Source organism: Alcanivorax hongdengensis A-11-3, assembly GCF_000300995.1.
GTDB lineage: Bacteria > Pseudomonadota > Gammaproteobacteria > Pseudomonadales > Alcanivoracaceae > Alcanivorax > Alcanivorax hongdengensis.
This window is the reverse complement of the sequence record NZ_AMRJ01000003.1, coordinates 157298-178961: the sequence shown is the minus strand read 5'-3', so window position 1 is coordinate 178961 and position 21664 is coordinate 157298. Positions and strand designations below refer to the sequence as shown.

General features: G+C 63.3%; 23 protein-coding genes. 10 read left to right on the top strand and 13 right to left on the bottom strand.

Translation table 11 applies throughout. The annotated features are described in order from the left end of the window. Positions 1 to 2: 2 nt before the first annotated feature. Positions 3 to 665 carry a histidinol-phosphatase gene (locus A11A3_RS03995; protein WP_008927982.1) on the bottom strand — a complete coding sequence of 221 codons (663 nt, stop codon included), beginning with the start codon at positions 663 to 665 and terminating at the stop codon, positions 3 to 5. 205 nt (positions 666 to 870) lie between these two features. Between A11A3_RS03995 and A11A3_RS03990 the strand changes: the two genes are divergently transcribed. From A11A3_RS03990 to A11A3_RS03980, 3 genes are read left to right on the top strand one after another with little or no spacing between them, the layout of a single operon-like run. Beyond that, positions 871 to 1374 (top strand): RNA pyrophosphohydrolase, encoded by a 504-nt coding sequence (locus tag A11A3_RS03990; protein ID WP_008927981.1) that lies wholly within the window; start codon positions 871 to 873, stop codon positions 1372 to 1374. Continuing rightward, positions 1367 to 3637 (top strand): phosphoenolpyruvate--protein phosphotransferase, encoded by a 2271-nt coding sequence (ptsP, locus tag A11A3_RS03985; RefSeq protein ID WP_008927980.1) that lies wholly within the window; start codon positions 1367 to 1369, stop codon positions 3635 to 3637. The genes A11A3_RS03990 and ptsP overlap by 8 nt, the downstream gene beginning before the upstream one ends. Positions 3638 to 3678: 41 nt before the next feature. Then, the gene (locus A11A3_RS03980) at positions 3679 to 5124 is read left to right on the top strand and encodes a M20/M25/M40 family metallo-hydrolase (protein WP_008927979.1); all 1446 of its coding nucleotides are present in this window, start codon (positions 3679 to 3681) and stop codon (positions 5122 to 5124) included. Here A11A3_RS03980 and A11A3_RS03975 read toward each other — a convergent pair. Continuing rightward, complete coding sequence (locus tag A11A3_RS03975; RefSeq protein WP_008927978.1) at positions 5121 to 5870, bottom strand: NRDE family protein; 750 nt, start codon at positions 5868 to 5870, stop codon at positions 5121 to 5123. The genes A11A3_RS03980 and A11A3_RS03975 overlap by 4 nt on opposite strands. Before the next feature lie 122 nt (positions 5871 to 5992). Between A11A3_RS03975 and A11A3_RS03970 the strand changes: the two genes are divergently transcribed. From A11A3_RS03970 to A11A3_RS03955, 4 genes are all read left to right on the top strand, one after another. Then, the gene (locus A11A3_RS03970; RefSeq protein ID WP_008927977.1) at positions 5993 to 6796 is read left to right on the top strand and encodes a sulfite exporter TauE/SafE family protein; all 804 of its coding nucleotides are present in this window, start codon (positions 5993 to 5995) and stop codon (positions 6794 to 6796) included. A gap of 7 nt (positions 6797 to 6803) precedes the next feature. Beyond that, on the top strand, positions 6804 to 7604 hold the full coding sequence (gene lgt / locus A11A3_RS03965) for a prolipoprotein diacylglyceryl transferase (RefSeq protein ID WP_008927976.1): 801 nt from the start codon (positions 6804 to 6806) through the stop codon (positions 7602 to 7604). Beyond that, positions 7601 to 8434, top strand: coding sequence for a thymidylate synthase (locus tag A11A3_RS03960; RefSeq protein ID WP_008927975.1), 834 nt, complete (start codon positions 7601 to 7603; stop codon positions 8432 to 8434). The genes lgt and A11A3_RS03960 overlap by 4 nt, the downstream gene beginning before the upstream one ends. A gap of 93 nt (positions 8435 to 8527) precedes the next feature. After that, complete coding sequence (locus A11A3_RS03955; protein WP_008927974.1) at positions 8528 to 9037, top strand: dihydrofolate reductase; 510 nt, start codon at positions 8528 to 8530, stop codon at positions 9035 to 9037. A gap of 18 nt (positions 9038 to 9055) precedes the next feature. Here A11A3_RS03955 and A11A3_RS03950 read toward each other — a convergent pair whose 3' ends face one another. From A11A3_RS03950 to A11A3_RS03940, 3 genes are all read right to left on the bottom strand, one after another. Further along, on the bottom strand, positions 9056 to 9478 hold the full coding sequence (locus A11A3_RS03950) for an OsmC family protein (RefSeq protein WP_008927973.1): 423 nt from the start codon (positions 9476 to 9478) through the stop codon (positions 9056 to 9058). Positions 9479 to 9558: 80 nt separating this feature from the next. Further along, the gene (locus A11A3_RS03945) at positions 9559 to 10251 is read right to left on the bottom strand and encodes a hypothetical protein (RefSeq protein WP_008927972.1); all 693 of its coding nucleotides are present in this window, start codon (positions 10249 to 10251) and stop codon (positions 9559 to 9561) included. Between the two features lie 89 nt (positions 10252 to 10340). Further along, positions 10341 to 10835 (bottom strand): DUF6231 family protein, encoded by a 495-nt coding sequence (locus tag A11A3_RS03940; protein WP_237738824.1) that lies wholly within the window; start codon positions 10833 to 10835, stop codon positions 10341 to 10343. A 212-nt stretch (positions 10836 to 11047) separates the two neighbouring features. On the opposite strand from A11A3_RS03940, the gene A11A3_RS03935 reads away from it, so the two are divergent. Beyond that, on the top strand, positions 11048 to 11224 hold the full coding sequence (locus A11A3_RS03935; protein ID WP_008927970.1) for a hemin uptake protein HemP: 177 nt from the start codon (positions 11048 to 11050) through the stop codon (positions 11222 to 11224). Between the two features lie 93 nt (positions 11225 to 11317). After that, on the top strand, positions 11318 to 12286 hold the full coding sequence (locus A11A3_RS03930) for a ChuX/HutX family heme-like substrate-binding protein (protein ID WP_008927969.1): 969 nt from the start codon (positions 11318 to 11320) through the stop codon (positions 12284 to 12286). A 16-nt stretch (positions 12287 to 12302) separates the two neighbouring features. Here A11A3_RS03930 and A11A3_RS03925 read toward each other — a convergent pair whose 3' ends face one another. The 6 genes from A11A3_RS03925 to dapF form a co-directional block, all read right to left on the bottom strand. Beyond that, a complete protein-coding gene (locus tag A11A3_RS03925; protein ID WP_008927968.1) occupies positions 12303 to 13745 on the bottom strand; it encodes a carotenoid oxygenase family protein in 1443 nt (480 codons plus the stop codon). A 97-nt stretch (positions 13746 to 13842) separates the two neighbouring features. Then, positions 13843 to 14157: a YqcC family protein gene (locus A11A3_RS03920; RefSeq protein ID WP_008927967.1), complete on the bottom strand. Its 315-nt coding sequence runs from the start codon at positions 14155 to 14157 to the stop codon at positions 13843 to 13845. Then, the gene (locus A11A3_RS03915) at positions 14150 to 14857 is read right to left on the bottom strand and encodes an HAD family hydrolase (RefSeq protein WP_008927966.1); all 708 of its coding nucleotides are present in this window, start codon (positions 14855 to 14857) and stop codon (positions 14150 to 14152) included. The genes A11A3_RS03920 and A11A3_RS03915 overlap by 8 nt, the downstream gene beginning before the upstream one ends. Before the next feature lie 74 nt (positions 14858 to 14931). After that, a complete protein-coding gene (gene xerC, locus A11A3_RS03910; RefSeq protein WP_008927965.1) occupies positions 14932 to 15888 on the bottom strand; it encodes a tyrosine recombinase XerC in 957 nt (318 codons plus the stop codon). Between the two features lie 6 nt (positions 15889 to 15894). Then, positions 15895 to 16620: a DUF484 family protein gene (locus A11A3_RS03905; protein WP_008927964.1), complete on the bottom strand. Its 726-nt coding sequence runs from the start codon at positions 16618 to 16620 to the stop codon at positions 15895 to 15897. 12 nt (positions 16621 to 16632) lie between these two features. After that, entirely contained in the window at positions 16633 to 17487 is an 855-nt protein-coding gene (dapF, locus tag A11A3_RS03900) for a diaminopimelate epimerase (RefSeq protein WP_008927963.1), read from the bottom strand. Between the two features lie 177 nt (positions 17488 to 17664). Here dapF and A11A3_RS03895 point away from each other — a divergent pair, with 177 nt between their 5' ends. Continuing rightward, entirely contained in the window at positions 17665 to 18507 is an 843-nt protein-coding gene (locus A11A3_RS03895) for a 23S rRNA (adenine(2030)-N(6))-methyltransferase RlmJ (RefSeq protein WP_040296681.1), read from the top strand. A gap of 36 nt (positions 18508 to 18543) precedes the next feature. Here A11A3_RS03895 and A11A3_RS03890 read toward each other — a convergent pair whose 3' ends face one another. Together A11A3_RS03890 and lysA are read right to left on the bottom strand one after the other, a co-directional pair. After that, complete coding sequence (locus A11A3_RS03890; protein ID WP_008927961.1) at positions 18544 to 20250, bottom strand: alpha/beta hydrolase family protein; 1707 nt, start codon at positions 20248 to 20250, stop codon at positions 18544 to 18546. A gap of 170 nt (positions 20251 to 20420) precedes the next feature. Continuing rightward, on the bottom strand, positions 20421 to 21662 hold the full coding sequence (gene lysA, locus A11A3_RS03885) for a diaminopimelate decarboxylase (RefSeq protein ID WP_008927960.1): 1242 nt from the start codon (positions 21660 to 21662) through the stop codon (positions 20421 to 20423). Between the last annotated feature and the right edge of the window lie 2 nt (positions 21663 to 21664).

Here is a 21664-nt window from a genome sequence, read left to right as displayed (position 1 = left end):
GCTCAATCCGGGTCTCGCAGGGAAAGAATCGGCCAGCCCTGTTCCAGGGCATGGCGCTCCAGGGTGGCATCCGGGTCCACGGCCACCGGGTGGTCGACAATCTTCAGCAGCGGCAGATCATTGTGCGAGTCGCTGTAGAACCAGCTGCCGGCCAGGGTTTCATCATTGTCGTCCAGCCACTGGTTGAGCCGCTCCACCTTGCCTTCCCGGTAGCTGGGGGTGCCGGCCACATTGCCGGTGTATTGCTCACCCCGGCGCTCGGCCACGGTGGCGATCAGGTGGTCGACGCCCAGCCGGTCCGCCAGCGGTGCGGTGACGAAATCATTGGTGGCGGTGATGATCATCAGGGTATGGCCCTGGTCGCGGTGCTTCTGTAACAGGGCCTCGGCCCTGGGCAGCCACATCTCGTCGAGCTTTTCCGCCAGGAACTGTTCGCGCCAGTGATGCAGCTGGGCCATGTCGTTCTCGGCCAGCACCTTCAGGGCAAAGCGCAGGTAAGCCATGATATCCAGCCGACCGTCCTGATAGTCCCGGTAGAACTGATCGTTGGTTTCCTTGTACAGCTGCGGGTCGACGATGTTCTTTTCCACCAGCCAGTCGCCCCAGAGGTGGTCGGAATCGGTGGCGATGAGGGTGTTGTCCAGGTCAAAAATTGCGAGCGTCATGGCCTCTCCTTGTTGCCGGCACAGTGTATGCGAAGCGGCGCGGGACGCCTACTGTCACGGACGGCCGTGGGCGTGGTGCCTTTGCTTTGCGGCGGATTGATTGCATAGGCAACCTTTCATGGGATATGGCAGTATTTATGCATGATTGCATGACATTCCGGTTCCGGGGCGGTTTCGCCGGCGGTTCCCACCGTAAAGAGCACACATGACAGGCATTATCGACGACAAGGGATTCCGGCTGAATGTGGGAATCATTATTGCCGGCCAGGATGGCCGGGTTTTCTGGGGGCGCAGGATGGGCAACCGGGATGCCTGGCAGTTTCCCCAGGGCGGCATGATGCCCGGAGAAACACCGGAGCAGACCCTGTTCCGCGAGCTGGAAGAGGAGGTTGGCCTGCGCGCCGAGCATGTGGAAATCGTGGCCAGCACCGAAGGCTGGCTGACCTACCGGCTGCCACACCGTTTTCTGCGCCGGCGCCGCAACCGGCCCTATTGCATTGGCCAGCGCCAGAAGTGGTTTTTGCTGCGGCTGGTGGCCGACGAGGCAGCCATCGATCTGTTTGCCAGTGACAGCCCGGAGTTCAAGGACTGGCGCTGGGTCAATTACTGGTACCCGATTCGCAAGGTGGTGCACTTCAAGCGCGGCGTCTATGCCCGGGCCCTGCGCGAGCTGGCCCCGGCCCTGAAGAAGGATACCTCCGATGCTTGATATCCTGCGTCGCATTGTTCAGGAAGTGAATAACGCGGCGGACATCCCCAGTGCCCTGGACCTGATGGCCAAGCGCGTGCGCGATGCCATGGGCACCGAGGTGTGCTCCATCTACCTGCTCAATGAGGAAGAGCAGCGCTATGTGCTGATGGCGTCCGAGGGGCTCAAGCGCGAGGCCGTGGGTCATGTCAGCCTGGGGTTGTCCGAGGGGCTGGTCGGGCAGGTCGGCCAGCGTGAGGAGCCCATCAACCTGGAAGATGCCTTCTCCCACCCCAAGTTCCATTATCTGGCGGAAACCGGTGAGGACCCCTTCCACGCCTTTCTCGGTGTGCCGGTCATGCATCACGGCCAGGTGCTGGGCATCATGGTGGTGCAGCAGCGCGATGTGCGGCGCTTTGACCAGAGTGAAGAAGCCTTCCTGGTGACCATTTCCGCCCAGCTGTCAGCGGTGATTGCCCACGCCCATGCCTCCGGGGCGCTGTTCGCGCAAATGGATGCCAGTGCCGATCTACCCAGTTTCTATGACGGGCTGTCCGGTTCCCCGGGGGCGGCCATCGGCCACGGGGTGCTGTTGTTCCCGGCGGCGGATCTGGCCTCCGTGCCCGACCGGCCGATCACCGATATCAGTGCGGAAATCGCCCTGCTGGATGATGCCCTGATGCGCGTGCGCCAGGAGGTGCGTGATCTGGCCGAGCGGGCCGCCAAGTCCCTGGGCACCGAAGAGCAGGCGCTGTTCGATGTCTACCTGCGCATGCTGGACCGCCACGCCCTGCCGGCGGAGGTGATTGCCCACATCCGTGATGGGCAGTGGGTGCAGGGGGCGTTGCGCATGGTGGTGGACGCCCATGTACGCAATTTCGAAATGATGGATGATCCCTACCTGCGCGAACGGGCCGCCGACGTGAAGGACCTGGGCCGCCGCCTGCTGGCCCACCTGCAAAGCCAGAACCGCCGGCATATTGTTTTCCCGGAGGACTGCATTCTGCTGGGCGAGGACATTTCCGCGCCCATGCTCATGGAAGTGCCCCGTGAGCGGGTGCGCGGCATTGTCACGACCCGTGGCTCGCGCAACTCGCACATGGCCATCGTCGCCCGCGCCATGGGCATTCCCACCGTGGTGGGTGTGCAGAACCTGCCGCTCAAGCAGATGGACGACAAGGAGATCATCGTCGATGGCTTCCGCGGCCGGGTGGTGGCCAATGCCTCCGCAGAACTCAAACACCAGTTCGAGGAGATCATCGCGGAGGAGGCCAGCCTGCAGGCCGGGCTGGAAAAACTGCGCGATGAGCCTGCGGAAACCGCCGACGGCACCCGCATTCAGCTACAGGTGAATACCGGCCTGATGACCGATATCAACCGGTCCCTGGAGCGGGGCGCCGAGGGCGTGGGCCTGTACCGCACGGAAATCCCCTTCATGGTCCGTGACCGCTTTCCCTCGGAGGAAGAGCAGCGGGTCATCTACCGTGAGCAGCTCAGTGCCTTTGCGCCGCACCCGGTGACCATGCGCACGCTGGATGTGGGCGGCGACAAGTCGCTGACCTATTTCCCCATCGAGGAAGAAAACCCGTTTCTGGGTTGGCGCGGTATCCGCGTGACCCTGGACCACCCGGAAATCTTCATGGTGCAGATTCGCGCCATGCTCAAGGCCAGTGAAGGGCTGGATAACCTGCGCATCATGCTGCCCATGGTTACCAGCGTGTTCGAGGCCGAGGAAGCCCAGCACCTGATTCATCGCGCCTGGCTGGAAGTGCGTGACGAGGGGCTGGAGGTAGCCATGCCGCCGGTGGGCGTGATGATCGAGGTGCCGGCGTCGGTGTACCAGGCCCGGGCGCTGGCCCAGCGGGTGGATTTCCTGTCCGTGGGTACCAATGACCTGACCCAGTATCTGCTGGCGGTGGATCGCAACAACCGCCAGGTGGCCGACCTCTACAACTCCTATCATCCGGCGGTGCTGCATGCCCTGCTGCACGTGGTGGAGCAGGCCCACGAAGAGGGCAAGACGGTGTCCGTGTGTGGCGAGATGGCCGGTGAGCCGGGTTCCGCCCTGCTGCTGATGGCCATGGGCTACAACGTGCTGTCCATGAATGCCTCCAACCTGCTCAAGGTCAAGGCGGCGGTGCGGCAGGTGAAGGTCAGTTTCATCCGCAAGCTGCTCAACGAAGTGCTGGCCATGGACAACGGCGAAGTGATTGCCTCCTACGTGGACCTGCAACTGGAAAAGGCCGGCCTCAGCGATCTGCTGCGCCACCGCAAGAACATTTAACAGCCTGCTAATAAGAACCTGCTCACGATATTGGGGGAGTCATGAAGCGAGCACTGATACTGGCGGCCCTGGCACTGCTGGTGCTGGTGGCGGTACTGGTGGTGCGCACCCTCCGGGTGACGGCGCCGGATTATCCGGCGGTCACGCCACCGGCATTGGCGCTGGACAGCGATGCCCTGGCCCGGCGGCTGGCGGCGGCCCTGCGTTTCCCCACCACCGCCGACAACCCGGCGGCCTTCAAGGCCTTTCACGGTTTTCTGGCCGACAGTTTTCCGCGTACCTGGCAGACCCTGTCTCCCCGTTTCTTTGGCAACAGTGTGCTGCTGCACTGGCGCAGTGGCCATGACTGTGCCCCCACGCTGTTACTGGCGCACCAGGACGTGGTGCCGGTGTCCGAGCCCGACCAGTGGCAGCAGCCGGCCTTTGCCGGCGTGCTGGATGACGACTTTGTCTGGGGCCGTGGTGCCCTGGATGACAAGGGCAGTCTGATGGGCATTCTGGAGGCCAGCGAGGCACTGCTGGCCGCCGGGCAGACGCCGCCCTGTGACATCTACCTGGCGCTGGGGGCCGATGAGGAGATCGGAGGTAATCAGGGGGCGGCCAGGATCGCCGCGGCACTGAAAAAACAGGGGCTGCATTTCGCCATGGTGCTCGATGAGGGCGGCATGGTGCTGCCCGGTGCCATGCTGGGGATCAGGCAATCGGTGGCGGTGGTCGGCATTGCCGAGAAGGGCTATGTGACCATGAAGCTGGTGGCCCATGGCGAGGCGGGCCATTCCTCCCGGCCACCGGCCCATACCGCAGTGGGGGATCTGGCCGCCGCGGTGGCCGATTTGCAGGCCTACCCGCGCCCGGCGCACCTGTCCGGGCCGACCTGGCAGATGCTGGAATCCATTGCCCCCTATCAGGGCTTTGGCAAGCGCCTGGTGCTCAGCAACCTGTGGTTGTTCAAATCACTGGTGCGCCGCCAGCTGGAAGGCAAGCCGGCCACCAATGCGCTGGTGCGTACCACCTCGGCGCCCACCGTGTTCAAGGCCGGGGTCAAGGACAACGTGATTCCCGCCCAGGCCAGTGCCCTGGTCAACTTCCGCCTGGCGCCGGGCGATGATGTGGACACGCTGCTGGCGGATCTGAAGCGGCGCCTGCCGGCCACCATCGATGTGAGCATTTATCAGGATTTTCGCTCCAACCCCTCGGCGGTGTCCGCGGTGCCGTCACCGCAATGGCAGCGCCTGGCAGGCCTGATCCGCACCACACTGAAAGTCGAGGACGCCAGCCCGGTGGTGGCGCCCTATCTGCTGGTGGCCGGCACGGATTCGCGCCACTATCAGGGGCTCTCCGAGCAGATTTTCCGCTTTATGCCGGTGCGACTCGGGCAGCAAGACCTGCACCGTTTCCACGGCCGTGACGAGCGCCTGGCCCGCGACCAGTTGGCGACCATGGTGCGCTTCTACGCTGGCGTGATGATGGCGCCGGCGGGCGGCTAACCCTCGCTGTCGCAGGGGGCGCCCAGCGGCTGTCCCTCCGGGCTCCAGCCCTGCTCACGCATGCGTGGCTGACCCTGGCTGCCGATGATCACCGCCGAGCTGGCCCGGGTGCCGTATTGGGGGGACTGGATAAAGATCGGTGCCACCAGCCGCTCCAGCTCCAGCCCCACCCCGGTATCCGGCAGGTGAGCGTCATCCGGCTGGTAGGGGTCTTCCACCACGGCCAGCAGATCGGCCAGATCATGGGGGCCGACCAGGGTATCGCGCAGCCGTTGCTTGCCCCGTTCCACCTTGGGCCAGGGATCATCCAGCAGGCCATTACACAGGCCGTGCAGGCCCGGCGCTACCGCCCGGGGAGCGGCGCCGCGATTGCCCAGATACCAGAGCTGATGCCGGTCACCGACCAGCAGATTGAAGGCACCGTAGTGGTGCTGCTGTTCGGCCAGGGCCAGACAGAAGTCCCGCGGACCCTCATGGCCCTGCAGGAAGGCCAGCGGCAGCTGACCACGGGAGCGCTCGCCGGCTTGACGCTCGGCAATGGGTTCGCGGAAGTTGGTGACCACCGCCATGCGCCCGTCCCGGTGAATGCCCAGCCAGGTACCGCCGGCGCTCAGGTCCAGGCCGCAGAAGATATCGCCACGCCAGCGCGCCGGTTCGGCAGGGCGGGCATGGAATTCATCCCGGTTGGCGGCCAGCCGCAACGGCGTTGGCGAGCCGGGTTGCCAGTCGAAAAGAACGATGCACATCTGTCGCTTTCCTGTGTCCAGGGATTGTCGTGGAAGCCCGCAGTGCCGAATGGGCATGGCGCGCTCCTGGCGTCTTCTATGAGCCGTGCTAGCATACCGGTCCTGTTTGCGAGGAGCAGCCGATGCTGCATTTATTCCTGATCTGTCTGGTGGTGGGCGTGGCCGCCGGCATGCTGGCCGGGGCCCTGGGGCTCGGCGGTGGTGTGGTGATCGTGCCGGCGTTGATCTTCCTGTTCCACGGTCTGGATTTTCCGCCGGATCTGGTTGCCAAGATGGCGGTGGCCACCTCCCTGAGCACCATTATCGTTACCTCCATCAGTGCCGTGCGCACCCATCACCGGGCCGGCTACGTACGCTGGCCGGTGGTCTGGCGGCTGGCCGCCGGTATCGTGCTGGGGGCCTTTGCTGGCGCCTTTATCGCTGATTGGATGAAGGGGGCGTTGTTGACCCGGCTGTTCGGTATCTTTGCCATGCTGGTGGCCCTTCAGATGTTGCTGGTGGGGCGTCGCCAGGTGGATGAGCGAGCCCCGGAGCGCGTGCCGGGAGCCATGGGGCTGGGGCTGGCCGGGCTCTTTATCGGCACCGGCTCGGCCCTGTTCGGCATCGGTGGCGGCTCGCTGACGGTCCCCTTTTTGACCTGGTGCCGCCTGAAGATGCAGCAGGCAGTGGCCATTTCCGCCGCCTGCGGGTTGCCGATTGCCCTGTCCGGTACGGTGGCCTTTGCGGTGGCCGGCTGGCATCAGCACAACCTGCCCGACGGTGCTCTCGGGTATGTGTATCTGCCGGCGACAGCCGGTATAGTGCTCACCAGTTTTCCCATGGCGCGTGTCAGTGCCCGGCTCAGTCACCGTTTGCCGTCGGCCACGCTCAAGAAGGTATTCGCGCTGGTGCTGTTTATTTTGGGCCTGAAGCTGGCCCTGGGGTGAAAAACGCATGATCACGTATCCGCAGATTGACCCGGTTGCCGTTTCCCTTGGCCCGCTCAAGGTCCACTGGTACGGGCTGATGTACATGGTCGGCTTTGCCGCCGCCTGGTGGCTGGGCAACCGCCGGGCCGACAAGCCCAACTCCGGCTGGACCCGGGAGCAGGTTGGCGATCTGGTGTTCTATGGCGCCATGGGGGTGATCCTGGGCGGTCGCCTTGGTTATGTGCTGTTCTATAACTTCGACAAATTCCTCGCTGATCCGGTGTGGCTGTTCGAGGTGTGGACCGGCGGCATGAGTTTCCATGGCGGGGCCATCGGTGTGCTGGTGGCCTTCGGCCTGTTTGCCCGCAAGACCGGCAAACGCTACTTCGATGTGGCCGACTTCATGGTGCCAATGGTGCCCATCGGTCTGGCCGCCGGGCGGCTGGGCAACTTCATGAACGCGGAGTTGTGGGGGCACCCGTCCAATGTGCCCTGGGCGATGATTTTCCCCACCGATCCCATGCAGGTGCCTCGCCACCCGTCCCAGCTGTACGAGTTTGCGCTGGAGGGTGTGGTGCTGTTTCTGGTGCTGTGGTTCTATTCGGCCAGGCCGCGGCCGGCCGGGGCGGTAACCGGCCTGTTCGGTGTCGGTTACGGGCTGGGCCGGATCACCTGTGAATTCTTCCGTACCCCGGATGTGCAGATCGGCTACCTGCATGGTGGCTGGCTCACCGAGGGGATGCTGCTCAGCGCGCCCATGGTGGTTATCGGTACGGCCATGGTGATCTGGGCCTACCGTCGCCATCAACCGGGAGCGACCGCATGAAACAATATCTGGATCTGCTGCGTCATGTGCGCGAGCACGGCACCTTCAAGGAAGACCGTACCGGCACCGGCACCTATGCGGTGTTCGGCTATCAGATGCGTTATGACCTGAGCGCCGGCTTTCCCATGTTGACCACCAAGAAACTGCACCTGCGCTCCATTATCCACGAGCTGCTGTGGTTCCTGTCCGGCGAAACCAATATCCGCTATCTGAAGGAAAACGGCGTTTCCATCTGGGATGAGTGGGCCACGCCGGAAGGCGAGCTGGGCCCGGTGTACGGCGAACAGTGGCGCAGCTGGAAAGCCCCCAATGGCGAGGTGATCGACCAGATCAGCCAGGTGCTGGCGGAGATCAAGCGCAACCCGGATTCCCGCCGCCTGGTGGTCAGTGCCTGGAACCCGGCGGTATTGCCGGACCCGAGCATTTCCCCAGAGGCCAATGCTGCCGCCGGCAAACAGGCGCTGCCGCCCTGTCATTGCCTGTTCCAGTTCTACGTGGCCGATGGCAAGCTCAGTTGTCAGCTCTATCAGCGCAGCGGCGATATCTTCCTGGGTGTGCCCTTCAATATCGCCTCCTATGCCCTGTTGACGCTGATGATGGCCCAGGTGTGTGGCCTGCAACCGGGGGATTTCGTGCACACTCTGGGTGATGCGCACCTGTATTCCAATCATCTGGAGCAGGCCGATACCCAGCTGGCCCGGGCGCCCCGTGCCCTGCCGACCATGACGCTTAATCCCCAGGTGAAGGACCTGTTTGCCTTTACCTTCGAGGATTTCACCCTGAGCAACTATGAGCCCCACGCCCATATCAAGGCGCCGGTGGCGATCTAAGTCGGGTCTGACGTCGGAAGTCTGACGTCAGACGACTAAAACCTTCGCGTCCGACATCAGACGTCGGGCGTCGGACGTCAGACGGATTTCACTATGCCCATTCGACTTGCCATGATGGTCGCCAAGGCCAGCAATGATGTGATCGGTCGCGACAACAAACTGCCCTGGTACCTGCCCAATGACCTCAAGTACTTCAAGCAGGTGACCTTCGGCAAGCCGGTGATCATGGGGCGCAAGACCTGGGAATCGCTCAAGGGGCCGTTGCCGGGGCGCACCAATATCGTTATTACCCGCCAGCCGGATTATCAGGCCGAGGGCGCCAAAGTGGTGGCGACACTGGACGAGGCGATTCGCCTGGCAGAGAACGTGGCGTTCATTGATGGCCAGGAAGAGGCGGTGATCATGGGCGGGGCGGAGATTTACAAGCTGGCCCTGCCGAGCGCGGACCGTCTCTACCTCACCGAAGTGCATGCCCAGGTGGAGGGCGATACCTACTTTCCCGAGTATGACACCGATCAGTGGACGGAAATTGCCAGGGAAGACTTCGCCGCGCAGGGGCCCAATCCCTACGATTATTCCTTCGTGGTGTACCAGCGCCAATAAACACCGAGAGGCTGCTTGTCAGCCCCTCGGCTCGATAATTACCTCACTCTTCACCGACTGGGCGATAAAGCACTTTTCATGGGCCCGCTGATGCAGCGCCTGGATGGTGCCGGCGTCCGGTTGTTTGCCGTTGAAGGTCACCAGCGGCTGGAGGGTGACTTGCTTGACGAAGATGCGCGCCTGGTCGTTCTGCCCCAGCACCGCCAGCGGGTCGTCATCGTAGCTGGCCACGGACAGGCCCTCGCGGGCGCTCTCGGTGAGAAATGACAGCAGGTGGCAGCTGGCAATGGCCGCCAGGAAGGCTTCTTCCGGCTCCATGAATTCCTGATGGCCGTTGTGGCCATCCACCACCCGGACTTCATTGCCGTCGGGCAGGTGCCACAGGTAATGGCCCTGATCGCCATGGGCGGTCCAGCTGAGATGCATGCTGTGTTGCGGCACGGTATTCCCCCTGACAGACAATAAAAAAACCTCGTGTACGCAGGTTTCAGTATGCCATCAAACCGGCAGCATCCACAGTGTCATTGTCCGCTGGATGGATCCGTGGATTGACCGCCGGCGAGCATCCAGAAGCGAAAAACGGCCACATTCAATGCTGTACCGAACAGGGCGGCGGGCAGGGTGGCCAGCAACTGGCTGCCGGCGTTGTCTCCGAGCAGGGTAATGCACAGGCTGGTCAGGGCGGCACTGACCAGATACATGCTGCAGAACACCATCACCAGGACCAGCACGATGACCCACTGCTGGGATTGCGACAGAGTAAAGGCGTCGCGCAGGGCATCCAGTGGCGAGCGGTTGCGAAGCAGGATCTGGTAGGGCGCAAAGCACAGTCGCGCATAGACCCACAGGGCCGGGAAGAACAGCGCCAGCCAGCCCAGAGAGACCGCCACGCCCATCAGCAGATAGGCAAGCATCAGCTGTGGATAATGCTGCACAGCCGGCAGCAGGCAAGCGAGTAGGCCGCGACCCTTGCCGCCCTGGATGGATGCCAGTTGCACCACCAGCACACCGCCGGCCAGCGGTTGCATCAGCAGGATCACCAACGCCGTGGACACGTTAAGGCCGGACAGGTCGCCCTGGTTGATCACCATCACCGGGCCCATCAACATCTGAATGACCTGATTGAGCAGGGCGAAGGGCGCACTGACAAGAAACAGCGCCGGCAGGTGGCGCCACCAGAAGTAAAGAATTTCGCGAAGACGTTGTCCGATCATGGTGATATGTCACGGCAGGGCAGAGGGCGCACCTTACGATAAGGGCGCGTCCTTGACTAGCCCGGGTCTGCAACCCGCCGGAGCGGGTCTCACCACCAGTATTTGCCCCAGTTCTCCGGGTTGGCCCAGAAGCGAGGATTGTTCCAGCTGCGCTCGAAGTTGTAGTTGTCCAGGTCGTAGCTGTACATGTCCAGGCTGCGGCCGTTCTCGGCGAAGTGACCCTGTTCCCGGCAGCCCAGTGCCAGAAAACCATTGCTCGGCCAGCGTAACCGCTGCGGCGCCAGCTGCGGCTGGTACACCGCCACCAGTGAATCGGTGTGCAGGTTGCGCAGCAGGCCCAGCAGGGCCTCGCCGTCGCGGTGGCTCATGTATTCGAGCTGGTCGGCGATCACCGCCATATCCACCCGCTCCACCTGGTTGAGTGCCTTGAAGGGATCCTGCTCGGCAATGGTGGTCAGAGTGCAATCATGGTCCTTGCACCAGTGTTCAACCACGGGGATGGGGTTAAGGCTGATGGCCAGCACCGAACGGGGCTGGTGGCTGTCGAGAATGGCGGCCAGTCGTTCCTGGGGTGAGTCAGTCATCTGCGGTGCCATTGCGATATTCATGGTTTCAGTCTAGCGCGATGACCGGGGGCTTTCGATAGGGGCAGGGCGTGGGTTTTGCAATTTTTATGAGTGTTTTTTGCAGCGCCTGTGGTGAAACGGTGATCACGGGCGAGAAAAAATCGCGACAGGCATTGACGACTGAAAAATATTAATGATAATTATTCTCAAATAGAGAATGGAGGCCACCCATGACCCAGCCGAAAAAAACCGTCAGTGACAGTGTTCGCCGTGTTGCCATTACCCCGGACAGCCTGGTGGCCAGCCAGTTGTTGCTCAATCATCAGGGCAAGCTCTGGATCGAGCATGCCGGTGAGCGCTATCTGCTGCGTCGTACTTCCAATAATCGTCTGATCCTGACCAAGTAACTTTCCACTTCCCTGACGTGGGCAGGCCAGCCGCCGCCAGCTGCCCACACTTAATATTTGCCGGATCTCATGGGTCCGGTGTCTGGAGGAAACATGTCAGTGACAAGCTGGCCTGTGGCGGCGTCCCCTTCCCTGTTCCGCCAGTGTGGCGGGGCACTCGGCGACCGGGTGTTGCGGCTGCAGGAAGAGCCGCTCGCGATTCTCAAGGCGCTTTACCGGCTCGGTAATCTGGTGGTGACCACGTTCAGCGCTGGTTCGCGGGTGTCGCAGAACATGCATTACCCGGTGCTCCATGATGGTGAATGGTGGCTGGAAGCCGTGGGGCAACGGTGCCGGCTGCGCCAGAGTCTGCAGGTTGACCACTGGCATTCGGTGCTGGCGGTGCTGGAACCGGTGGGCGACTTGCCGGCTCGCAGCCTGCTGTTTTTTGACCGCCATGGCGATGCCCTGCAACAGATGGCGGTGGCGCCGGGCAGTGGTGGCCTGGCCTTTGAAGAGCTGGTCTGTGCCATGCTGCATCCGGACCAGCAACGCCTGTGCTTCCCCGGCGATGTCGACCGGCGCCAGGGGCGCGGCCTGGACTCCCTGACCGAGCTGGAGCGCGACTGGACGCGCAGTGATGACGAGGACAGTTTTTCCCGTCTGCTGATGCGTTATGGCAATCGCCGCGCTCACCTTTATCGCGCCGTGCGTGACAGCTTTGCCTGTCCGTTACGCCCGGAAACCCTGCCGGCGGTGCTGGCCAGTGCCGCCGACAGTGATACCGCCACCACCCTGTGCGTGGGCAACCGCGGTGTGCGCCTGTGTATGAGCGCCCCCTGGTCAGCGCCGCGCTGGCAGGGCAACCATTGCCACCTGGCCCACAATGGTGCCCTGGTTTCCCTGGACATGGCGCGGGTGGGCAGCCTGTGGCGATTGCGCAAACCCGGTGACGGGCAGGTGCTGACGGCGCTGGAAGCGCTGGATGAAAAGGGCGAGTGGTTGTGGACCCTGTCCGCCGGTGACGAGGATGAAGCACGCTGGCGTACCCTGCTGGGCAACAGTGTCATCCGGCAGTGTTAGGGCTGTTAGGCCCTGCTTAAAACGCCAATCGTTCCCGGCCCACCCAGCCGCAGTGAAAGCCATGGGGGATATGGTGGGGCAGCGGCACTGCGGCCACCTCTTCCAGCTGGTCACTGCGGGCATCCAGCAATACCACCTCACTGCGGTGCTGGTTGGCATCATAAATGGCGGCACACAGATAGCCATCGCCTTCCCGCTCCCCTTCCGGCACGAACACAGCCTCTGAGGCAAATCGCCCCGGCCCCAGTGTATGCAGGGCAACCTTGCCGCTTTCGGTGTCCTGGCGCTGAATGGCATTGAAGAAACCGCCATGGTCGGCCAGGGCCGTGCTGTAGAGAAAGCGGCTGGACCGGCCGGTATAGCGCAGGTCGTACTGGGGAAATTCGCAACCGGCCAGGCAGGGCAGCGCCTGCAGAACGTGGCCGCCGGTTTTCAGGTTCAGCCGCAGCTGGCAGGGTTCGCCGGCTTCGTCCTGGTGATAGGTGAAGATATTCCGCAGGGCGGTGTTGACGGAAAAATCGTCGAAGCGCACCAGTTCCACCACCAGTTCATTCCCCTCTTGCCGGCAGTTGCCGAAATGAAAGACCACAAAGGGATCCAGCTCAAAGGTATGGGCCAGGGTCAGGGTTTCCAGGTCCACCACCAGGGCCCGCATGCCCCAGCGGGGATCGAAGCGCATGCACTGGTCCACCGTGCGCCGGCCCAGCAACATCTGGCCGATGCCCTTCATTGCCAGCGGCTGTTCCAGGAACAACCAGTAGCGACGTGACAGGGCGGAACCATGTAAAAACGCCAGCCGCGAAATCGGCAGGCGGCGGCGCCGTTTCATGCGTCCGTTGGCGCCGATTTCGTAGAGGTTTATCTGTGGCCCGCGTCGGCCCACGCTGATGCCGTGGTTGTAGTAGCAGCCGTTGTCCGGGTGGTGATGACCATGGGCGCTGAACGGTTCGAACGGACGTAAACCGCCGGCGAAATCGCACTCCCCCAGGGTCGACAGGTCGCCCGGGTCAAGCTGCCAGGGGCGCCCGCCTTCCCAGAGTGCCAGCAGACGGTCACCGTGCCAGGCCAGGCTGGTATTGGCGGCGTTGGCCGGTGGTCGGCCGGCATTGGCGAGCATGCCGCCGGGGGCATTGTGGCCGAAGCTGCGGCAACGGATTTTGCCGGCGGCGGTTTCCCGGTTGTACTTGGGGGTGCGCACATAACGGTTGCGGTACCAGGCGCCATTCTGGCTGAAGGTCATGGCGTGCATCATGCCGTCGCCATCGAACCAGTGGCCGAACTGTTCGCCACCCAGCTGGTTACGGCCCGGACCAATACGGAAAAAGGTGCCGCGCACACTGTCGGGAATACGCCCGCGAATCTGTTGCGGAGCAATATTCAGGCTGGTCTCGATATCCAGATTCGCAAAGCCGCGGGCATGCGCCGGGGTGTGCTCGGGAAGCGGGGCGGGCCTTGCCATGGGGCACTCCTGTAATAGCGGTGTTACCTGTATACGCGCTGTCTACATTTTCGGCAAGGCAGGGATACAGACTCTTCCCTGGTGTTGTGAGCAGGCCCTAGAAATGATCGTCGAACTGTTTGAGCAGGGCGATGATCTGGGTGGTTTCCTGGTCCATTTCCTTGAGGGCTTCTTCGGCCATGGGCGCCACATCGCACTGGCCCGGCAGCGGATGCTGCGCATCCAGGATGGCGCGGAAGCGGGCGATGAACACCCATTGCAGCCACTGGGTGAAAGCCATGGTGTCGGCAAAGAAGGGCGTCTGGCTGTCAAAGGCGCTGGGGGCGGGCGGCATGCTTTCCCACAGACCCTGCTGGTCCAGTTCGGTTTGCAGATCGTCCAGTAAGCCGGCCAGCTGTGTGCGTTTAGTCATCGAAGAGGGGTACCAGGTCAGTCAGTTCGTGAAGGTTATGAATATGGTGACGGGGGCGTTCCAGTTCAACCGGCCATTCCAGGTCGATCAGGTTGGCCCAGACCGCGTGCCAGCCATGGTCACGGGCCGCCTGCACGTCTTCCTGGGGGTGGTCGCCCACATGCATGGCCTGGCTGGCTTGCACGCCGGCACAGCGCAGCGCCGCCAGGAACATGTCCGGGGCCGGTTTGCGCTTGCCCACGGTTTCCGCGGAGTGATGGAACGCGAACAGGTCGGCGATACCGATCTGCTTCAGGTCCGCATTGCCGTTGGTCAGGGCGCCCAGCTGGTAGCTGTCGGCCAGGGTTTCCAGCACCTCCAGGGCGCCGGGAAAAAAGGTCACCCGGTTGCGCGCTTCGTGGAACACCACAAAGGCGTCATCGGCGATCCGGCCGGCCTCGCGCTGGCTGTAGCCGGCCTGCTCGAAGGCGCGGGCCATGGCGTCACGGCGCAGGGCGGTAAGGTTGTTGAGGTAGTGGGGTTTTTCCCGGATCAGGGCGGTGCGCAGGTCGCGGATGCGGCTGGCGGTCAGGGAATGGGCCACTTCCGGGTGACGTTCGGCGATCCATTCGCTACACACCTTCTCCGCCTGGCGGATCACTTCGTCCACCGGCCACAGGGTGTTGTCGAGATCGAAGGTAATCAGTTTCAGGGTGCTCATGGGGGCATCTTCGGCGGCTGCCTGGGGCACGGACTGCCCAGTTTAACGGTAATGCCGGCCCGGAGGGTACCCGTTCAGCCGTCGTTCGGTTCCTCGTCGTCCCGGCGACGCTGGGCACGGGGGTGGGCGCCGTCATAGACCTGCGCCAGATGCTGGAAATCCAGGTGGGTATAGACCTGGGTGGTGGCCAGGTCCGCGTGGCCGAGCAGTTCCTGCACGGCACGCAGGTCGCCGGAGGATTCCAGCAGGTGGGTGGCAAAGGAGTGACGCAGTTTGTGCGGGTGCAGGTGGTCACTCAGGCCGCGCTCCAGGGCGGCGCGCCTTAGCCGCTGTTGCACGCTGGACGGCGACAGGCGACGGCCGTTGCGGCTGACGAACAGCGCTGTCTGGTCCGGGTCCTTGACCAGCAGGGCGCGGACTTTCAGCCAGCGGCCAAGGGCCTTGAGCGCCGGGCCGCCCACCGGCAGCAGGCGGGTCTTGTTGCCCTTGCCGGTGACCATCAGCTGGGCGGCACGCATGTCGATGCTGTCCAGGTCGAGGCTGAGCAGTTCCGCCAGACGCAGGCCGCAGGCATAGAGCATTTCCATCATCGCCTGGTCACGCACGGCCAGCGGTTCGCTGCTGGCCTGGCCGGCGTCCAGCAACTGGCTGACCTGATCCGCATCCAGTGCCTTGGGCAGGCGCTTGCCGCTTTTGGGCGCACGCACGTCCACGGCCGGATTATCCCGGGCCAGGCCTTCGCGCATCAGGTAACGGTAAAAGGTGCGCAGGGTGGACAGGCAGCGCTGAATGGTTTTGCCGCTTTTTCCCTGGCGGTGCAGGGTGGCCACCAGACTGCGGATGTCATGCACGGTCAGGCTGGCCCAGTCACGCCGCCCGAATACCTGAGCCGCCAGGGTCAGGTCGCGCTGGTAATTGATCACGGTATGGGTGGAGAGGCGGCGTTCGCTGGAGAGATGTTCCAGGAACGCATTGATAATGAATAATGAAGAATCAGTAACGTCTGAAGAGGCGTTCTTTTCATGATTCATTATGAATTATTCACTATTCATTGATTTCATCGCGGCCTGATGCGGGTATTGGCGTACCACTTCGTAGAGGCGGCGGCTGAGAACCTGGCCAATGTGGGTGATGAACAGAGTGCCCAGGGAGCTGCGAAAATGCATGGCGCTCTTGCTGCCGATGGCCAGCAGGCCGATACGACCCTGGTACTCCAGTGGCACCATGGCGGCGGAGCGGATGTCCGCAGCGTGTTCCTGGAAAAGCGCCTGCATTTCCTCTTCGCGCATGGCGCCGCATACGGCCTTGCCGCTGCGCAGCAGGTGATTGAGCGCGGCGGGCAGGGCATCACTGTCCACACAGCGTACCTGGTTACGCAGGTCGCCCAGAATCGGCACTTCCCGGTCATAGAGCATCAGTGCCACCCGGTCACAGTGAAAATCGTCAGCCAGGCTCTTGAGCAGATTGCGGAACAGCTTCTCGGCGCCGCGGGCTTCCAGCAGGGCCAGGGTCAGGCGACGGGTCTTGTCGAACAGGTGGTCGTTTTCCCGGGCCACATCGAGCAGGCCGTTGAGGCGGTCGCGCAGTTCGTTGTTGCGGTCACGCAGGATGCTGGCCTGACGTTCCAGCAGTGATACCGCTTCCCCGCGGGAGTCGGGCAGGCGCAGCAATTCGAGCAACTCCGGGCGTTGCTGGAAAAAGTCCGGGTTCTCGCGCAGGTAGGCGGCCACCTGGTCGGCGCTGGCCTTGCTCTGTTCCGTCATGGGGCGTGCTTCCTATTCCGCCGGGGTTACGTTGATGCTGCCATCATAGACACGGCTGGCCGGCCCTGTCATCCGGATGCCGCCTTCGCCGTCATAGCTAATCTGCAGCGGGCCGCCCGGCAGATGCACGGTGACCTGGCTGTCGAGCAGGCCGCGCCGCTGGCCGATCACCACCGCAGCGCAGGCGCCGGAGCCGCAGGCCAGCGTCTCGCCGGCGCCACGCTCATAGACGCGCAGGCGAATTTCGCTGCGGCTGACCACCTGCATGAAGCCCACATTGACCCGCTCCGGGAATTGCTCGTGGCTTTCCAGCAGCGGCCCCACGGTCTCCACCGGGGCCTGGTCCACGTTTTCCACCAGCAGGGTGCAATGGGGGTTGCCCAGGCCCACGGCGCCTACCTCCCAGGCCTGATGCCCGGACACCACGATATAGCTGTCCGCTTCGGCCTTGGCGGTCATCGGGATATCCGCCGGGGCCCAGCGCGGGGCGCCCATGTCCACGGTCACCTGCTCATCGCCGGTGACCGTCAGGGTCATCTGCCCGGCGGCGGTTTCCACCACGATTTCCTGTTTGTCGGTGAGTCCGGCATCACGCACGAAGCGAGCAAAGCAGCGGGCGCCGTTACCACACTGGCTGACTTCCGAGCCATCGGCATTGAGGATGCGATAACGAAAATCCGCCTCCGGGCCCTGCGCCGGCTGCACGATCAGCATCTGATCGAAGCCGACGCCGAAATGGCGATTACCGAGACGACGGATCTCCGCCGCCGGCAGGGGCAGGCCGGTTTCCGGCAAGGGCTGATTGATGCCATCAATCACCATGAAGTCGTTGCCCAGGCCATGCATTTTGGTGAAGCGCAGGTTCATGTGGGATGTCCGCTACGGGTAAAAGGCCATTGTACTCCGGCCGGCGGTTATCGTCAGGGGGGCGAAGAGTGCTCTGCTGTGGTCGTGTTCTGGCTCCTGTTCTTTGATCGCGCCGCCAGCGACGCTCCTGCAGTGAGGGTGTACAATGCGCCACCACATACCCCGCAGGTTCTGATCATGCTTTCCTACCGCCACAGCTACCATGCCGGCAATTTTGCCGATGTTCTCAAGCATATCGTGCAGATTGCCATCATCGAGTACCTGAAGAAAAAGGATAAGCCGTTCACCGTGCATGATACCCATGGCGGGGCGGGCAGCTATGCCATTGCCAATGAGCACATGCAGAAGACCGGTGAATACGTGGATGGCATTGGCCGCCTGTTTGGCCAGCGATTCGGCGACCCTCTTTTGGACCGTTATCTGACGCTGGTGGCCGGGCTCAATCCGGTCGGGCACCTGCGCGAGTATCCCGGGTCGCCGCTGATCAGCGCCACCCTGCTGCGCGAGCAGGACCGACTGCAATGTACCGAACTGCACAGCACCGACTTCCCGCTGTTGCAGCAGCGTTTTGCCGGCGACAAGCGCGTGCGGGTGGAGAAGATGGATGCCTGGCAGGGCATGCGGGCCATGCTGCCGCCCACCCATCGCCGGGGGCTGGTTCTGATCGACCCTTCCTATGAGCTGGAAGCGGATTACACCGATGTGCTGGAGGGGGTAAGGGAAGGCCTGCGCCGCTTTGCCACCGCCACCTATGCGGTCTGGTACCCGGTACTGGATCGCCAACGCACCGAAGGTTTCGTGCGTCGTTTCGTCAAGGCCGGTTTCCCGGATCTGCTGCGGGTGGAGTGCTGTGCACGCGCCGACGGCAGTGGCCGGGGCATGACCGGGTCCGGCATGCTGGTGATCAACCCGCCCTACACCCTGGCCCAGCAGTTATCCCAGACCCTGCCGGTACTGCGCCAGCAGCTTTGCGATGTGGGTGGCCACACCCTGGTCAAACCGCTCACCGCAGAGCATTGACACCCCGGCGCCCCGGGCGCCGAGGTTTCTCCATCGTTACTGGATTTTGTCCATGAAACTGTAACTGACGGTTTCGCCATCCTTTTCCGCCGGCACCTGGCCGGCACAACCGCGGCGCAGGTCTTCGCAGACAAAGGCGCTGCCGTCCTCCCGGGTAATGGCCAGCCGTGAATGGTAGTGCCAGGAAAACGCATTGGCATCGCCGGCCGGGTCCACAGCGCCGGTGGCGGCATCATTGCGCCAGCGGGTGGACAGCAACATGGTTTCGCCCAGCGGGTCGTGTTGCAGATATTTCTTGAACCAGGCCACCGTGTACCAGGTCACCAGATCAATGCCCCGCAGGCTGGCGGGAATGGCCACCGGCACGTCGTTGTAGTCGTAATGGGTGCCACCACGAATGACCACGGTGCCGCTGTCGACGCCGGCCTGGCTGTATTGCGTGGAGGCTTCGCTTTTCAGTGTCGGGTCCGGGGCGACCGGGTAGGGCAGGGGCGCCAGGGCATAGTCGGAGCTGATACCGAACACCGGCTTGCGAATCGGCGCCAGGGGTTCGTCCGGCGCGCCAAAGCAGGGGGTGCCGAGGCCGTAAACCGCCGGTGATGGCACGCCCGCCGGGCGGTTGACCGGGGTGTTGATAATGGCCGAGGCCTCATCCGGTGATGGCGAGACCGGCACACAAAGCTGGTCCCAGGCCACGGCGGTGTCCACCCGGTTGTCCTGCTGGGCCAGCCAACTGGCCGCCTCGGCGCCATAGGAATGCCCGGCCAGGCCCAGATGATCCGTGTCGATCAGTTGCCAGAGCGGGTTGAAGGCGGCGTTGCGGCCGGCCTCGACCCGGCGTTGCTGCTTGTCGGTGTGAGAGGTGCCGGTGCTGCGGCTGGCCACTGGCTGATAGGGGGCATCCGGGGTAGACAGGAAAAAGTTCAGGGCATCCTGACCGCCATCATAAAAGGGCAGGCCGTTGCCACCCAGACCATTGTCCCGGTAGCCGTCAGGGGCCAGCAGCCCCACGCCCGGGGTGCCGGCAAAGGCATCTTCCAGATAGTCCGGGGCTTCGCCGAACTGGTCGGACATGCCTTCGCCCTGGGCATCAAAGGTCATTACCTCAAAGCCGGCCTTGGCCAGGGCCTGGGCGGCGTACCAGTAGATTTGTTCAAACCCGATCACCGAACCGTTGATGATGACGATGCCCGGGCGTTGGGCCGGGCCTTCTTCAGTAGCCCAGACATGGCCGGACAGGGTGGCCCCGGAGCGCGAGGTGAACAGCACCGGCTCCACCAGGCCGCCCCGGGACTGCCAGTCCTGCACGCGCGGGTCCACCGGGCACAGCAACACGCTGGTGCAGCTGTTGGGGTTGGGTTGGCGTGCCGGGTCGCTGATGGCCAGGGTCAGGCGGGCCGTCTGGTAAGCGGTGGTGGCCGCCAGTACGCCGGGCAGCAGCTCTGCGTGGGTGCTCGGGTTTTGCAGGGTAACGGCGTAATTTTCCGCTTCGCACTGGGTCCAGGTCAGTGACGGGTAGCTGGCGCTGTCACAGCGGGTCAGCGGGCCGGGGGTGAAGTCCGGTTCCTGTTCCGGTACCGGGGTGGCCGGCTCATCGGGCGTGGCCGGGGCCTTGGGGGTCGGGGTGGTGCTGGTGGTTTGCGGGTCGCTGCTGCCGCCGCCTCCGCCGCCTCCGCCGCCACAGGCCGCCAGGCTCAGGCCCAGCAGTAGTGCCAGCAGCCCCTTTGCGAATGTGTCAGACATGACAACTCCAGAGTTATTGTTCTCTCTGAATTATCTTTTTGGGGGCCATGGCAATCGAGACACAGAGCGTTGCCGCTTTGTAAGAAAGGGCAACGCTGGCGGGCAGCGTTTGCAGGACACGCATTGTCCTAACGCGATAGAAAACGGGCGCAAGCCCGCTTTGTCATGGTTCAGGGCAGCAAGGATTCCAGCTTGAGCTGGTCATCCACGGTTTCCCGCTGGCGCACCACGAAGGCCTGATCGCCATCGACCATGATTTCGGCGGGGCGGTTACGGCTGTTGTAGTTGCTGGCCATGGCAAAACCATAGGCGCCGGCGCTGCGCACCGCCAGCAGGTCGCCGGTATCCAGCGACAGGGCGCGCTCCTTGCCCAGGAAGTCGCCGGTTTCACACACCGGGCCGACGATGTCCCAGGTACGGCAGTCCGCATCGTGGGGCTTGACCGGCACAATGTTCTGCCAGGCCGAGTACAGGCTCGGGCGGATCAGATCGTTCATGGCGCCGTCGACGATGGCGAAGTTCTTGTGCTCGGTGGGCTTGAGGAACAGCACCTGGGTGACAAAGATGCCGGCGTTGGCGGCGATGGCGCGGCCCGGCTCGATATGTACCGGCAGGTCGCCGGGGATGTGCTTGAGCAGGGCCTGCACATAGTCCGCCGGGGCCGGCGGGGTTTCCTGATCATAGGTCACACCCAGGCCACCACCCAGATCCAGATGCTGGATTTCGATGCCGTGGGCCTGCAGCTGATCAAGCAGTTTGAGCACCCGTTCCAGGGCATCCTCGAACGGCGACAGCTTGGTCAGCTGGCTGCCGATATGACAGTCGATGCCGAGAATGCGGATATGTGGCAGCTCGTGGGCACGCTGGTACAGGGCCGGTGCCTTGTCGATGTCCACGCCGAACTTGTTGTCTTTCAGCCCGGTGGAGATATAGGGATGGGTCTGGGCATCCACATCCGGGTTCACGCGGATGGCGATGGGGGCCTGCAGGTCCAGTTCACCGGCCACCAGGTTGAGCAGTTCCAGCTCGGCGGCGGATTCCACATTGAAGCAATGGATGCCGGCTTTCAGGGCCGCAGCCATTTCCTCGGCGGTCTTGCCGACACCGGAGAACACAATCTTGTCCGGATCGCCGCCGGCGCGCAGTACCCGCTCCAGCTCACCACCGGAGACGATGTCGAAACCGGCCCCACAGCGGGCCAGCACATTCAGTACCGCCAGATTGGAGTTGGCCTTGACCGCATAGCAGACCTGGTGAGGGTGGTCGCCGAAGGCCTCGTCAAAGGCCTGGAAATGGCGCTCCAGGGTGGCGCGGGAATACAGATAGAGGGGCGTGCCGAAGCGGGCGGCCAGTTGCTCCACCGGCAATTCCTCGGCAAACAGTTCACCGTCGCGATACTGAAAATGATCCATGA

What these genes read in the sequence shown, in the direction of transcription:
- A11A3_RS03995 (WP_008927982.1), bottom strand. Translation starts at nt 665, where the DNA reads ATGACGCTCGCAATTTTTGACCTGGACAACACCCTCATCGCCACCGAT.
- A11A3_RS03990 (WP_008927981.1), top strand. Translation starts at nt 871, where the DNA reads ATGACAGGCATTATCGACGACAAGGGATTCCGGCTGAATGTGGGAATC.
- ptsP (WP_008927980.1), top strand. Translation starts at nt 1,367, where the DNA reads ATGCTTGATATCCTGCGTCGCATTGTTCAGGAAGTGAATAACGCGGCG.
- A11A3_RS03980 (WP_008927979.1), top strand. Translation starts at nt 3,679, where the DNA reads ATGAAGCGAGCACTGATACTGGCGGCCCTGGCACTGCTGGTGCTGGTG.
- A11A3_RS03975 (WP_008927978.1), bottom strand. Translation starts at nt 5,870, where the DNA reads ATGTGCATCGTTCTTTTCGACTGGCAACCCGGCTCGCCAACGCCGTTG.
- A11A3_RS03970 (WP_008927977.1), top strand. Translation starts at nt 5,993, where the DNA reads ATGCTGCATTTATTCCTGATCTGTCTGGTGGTGGGCGTGGCCGCCGGC.
- lgt (WP_008927976.1), top strand. Translation starts at nt 6,804, where the DNA reads ATGATCACGTATCCGCAGATTGACCCGGTTGCCGTTTCCCTTGGCCCG.
- A11A3_RS03960 (WP_008927975.1), top strand. Translation starts at nt 7,601, where the DNA reads ATGAAACAATATCTGGATCTGCTGCGTCATGTGCGCGAGCACGGCACC.
- A11A3_RS03955 (WP_008927974.1), top strand. Translation starts at nt 8,528, where the DNA reads ATGCCCATTCGACTTGCCATGATGGTCGCCAAGGCCAGCAATGATGTG.
- A11A3_RS03945 (WP_008927972.1), bottom strand. Translation starts at nt 10,251, where the DNA reads ATGATCGGACAACGTCTTCGCGAAATTCTTTACTTCTGGTGGCGCCAC.
- A11A3_RS03940 (WP_237738824.1), bottom strand. Translation starts at nt 10,835, where the DNA reads ATGACTGACTCACCCCAGGAACGACTGGCCGCCATTCTCGACAGCCAC.
- A11A3_RS03935 (WP_008927970.1), top strand. Translation starts at nt 11,048, where the DNA reads ATGACCCAGCCGAAAAAAACCGTCAGTGACAGTGTTCGCCGTGTTGCC.
- A11A3_RS03930 (WP_008927969.1), top strand. Translation starts at nt 11,318, where the DNA reads ATGTCAGTGACAAGCTGGCCTGTGGCGGCGTCCCCTTCCCTGTTCCGC.
- A11A3_RS03925 (WP_008927968.1), bottom strand. Translation starts at nt 13,745, where the DNA reads ATGGCAAGGCCCGCCCCGCTTCCCGAGCACACCCCGGCGCATGCCCGC.
- A11A3_RS03920 (WP_008927967.1), bottom strand. Translation starts at nt 14,157, where the DNA reads ATGACTAAACGCACACAGCTGGCCGGCTTACTGGACGATCTGCAAACC.
- A11A3_RS03915 (WP_008927966.1), bottom strand. Translation starts at nt 14,857, where the DNA reads ATGAGCACCCTGAAACTGATTACCTTCGATCTCGACAACACCCTGTGG.
- xerC (WP_008927965.1), bottom strand. Translation starts at nt 15,888, where the DNA reads ATGAATCATGAAAAGAACGCCTCTTCAGACGTTACTGATTCTTCATTA.
- A11A3_RS03905 (WP_008927964.1), bottom strand. Translation starts at nt 16,620, where the DNA reads ATGACGGAACAGAGCAAGGCCAGCGCCGACCAGGTGGCCGCCTACCTG.
- dapF (WP_008927963.1), bottom strand. Translation starts at nt 17,487, where the DNA reads ATGAACCTGCGCTTCACCAAAATGCATGGCCTGGGCAACGACTTCATG.
- A11A3_RS03895 (WP_040296681.1), top strand. Translation starts at nt 17,665, where the DNA reads ATGCTTTCCTACCGCCACAGCTACCATGCCGGCAATTTTGCCGATGTT.
- A11A3_RS03890 (WP_008927961.1), bottom strand. Translation starts at nt 20,250, where the DNA reads ATGTCTGACACATTCGCAAAGGGGCTGCTGGCACTACTGCTGGGCCTG.
- lysA (WP_008927960.1), bottom strand. Translation starts at nt 21,662, where the DNA reads ATGGATCATTTTCAGTATCGCGACGGTGAACTGTTTGCCGAGGAATTG.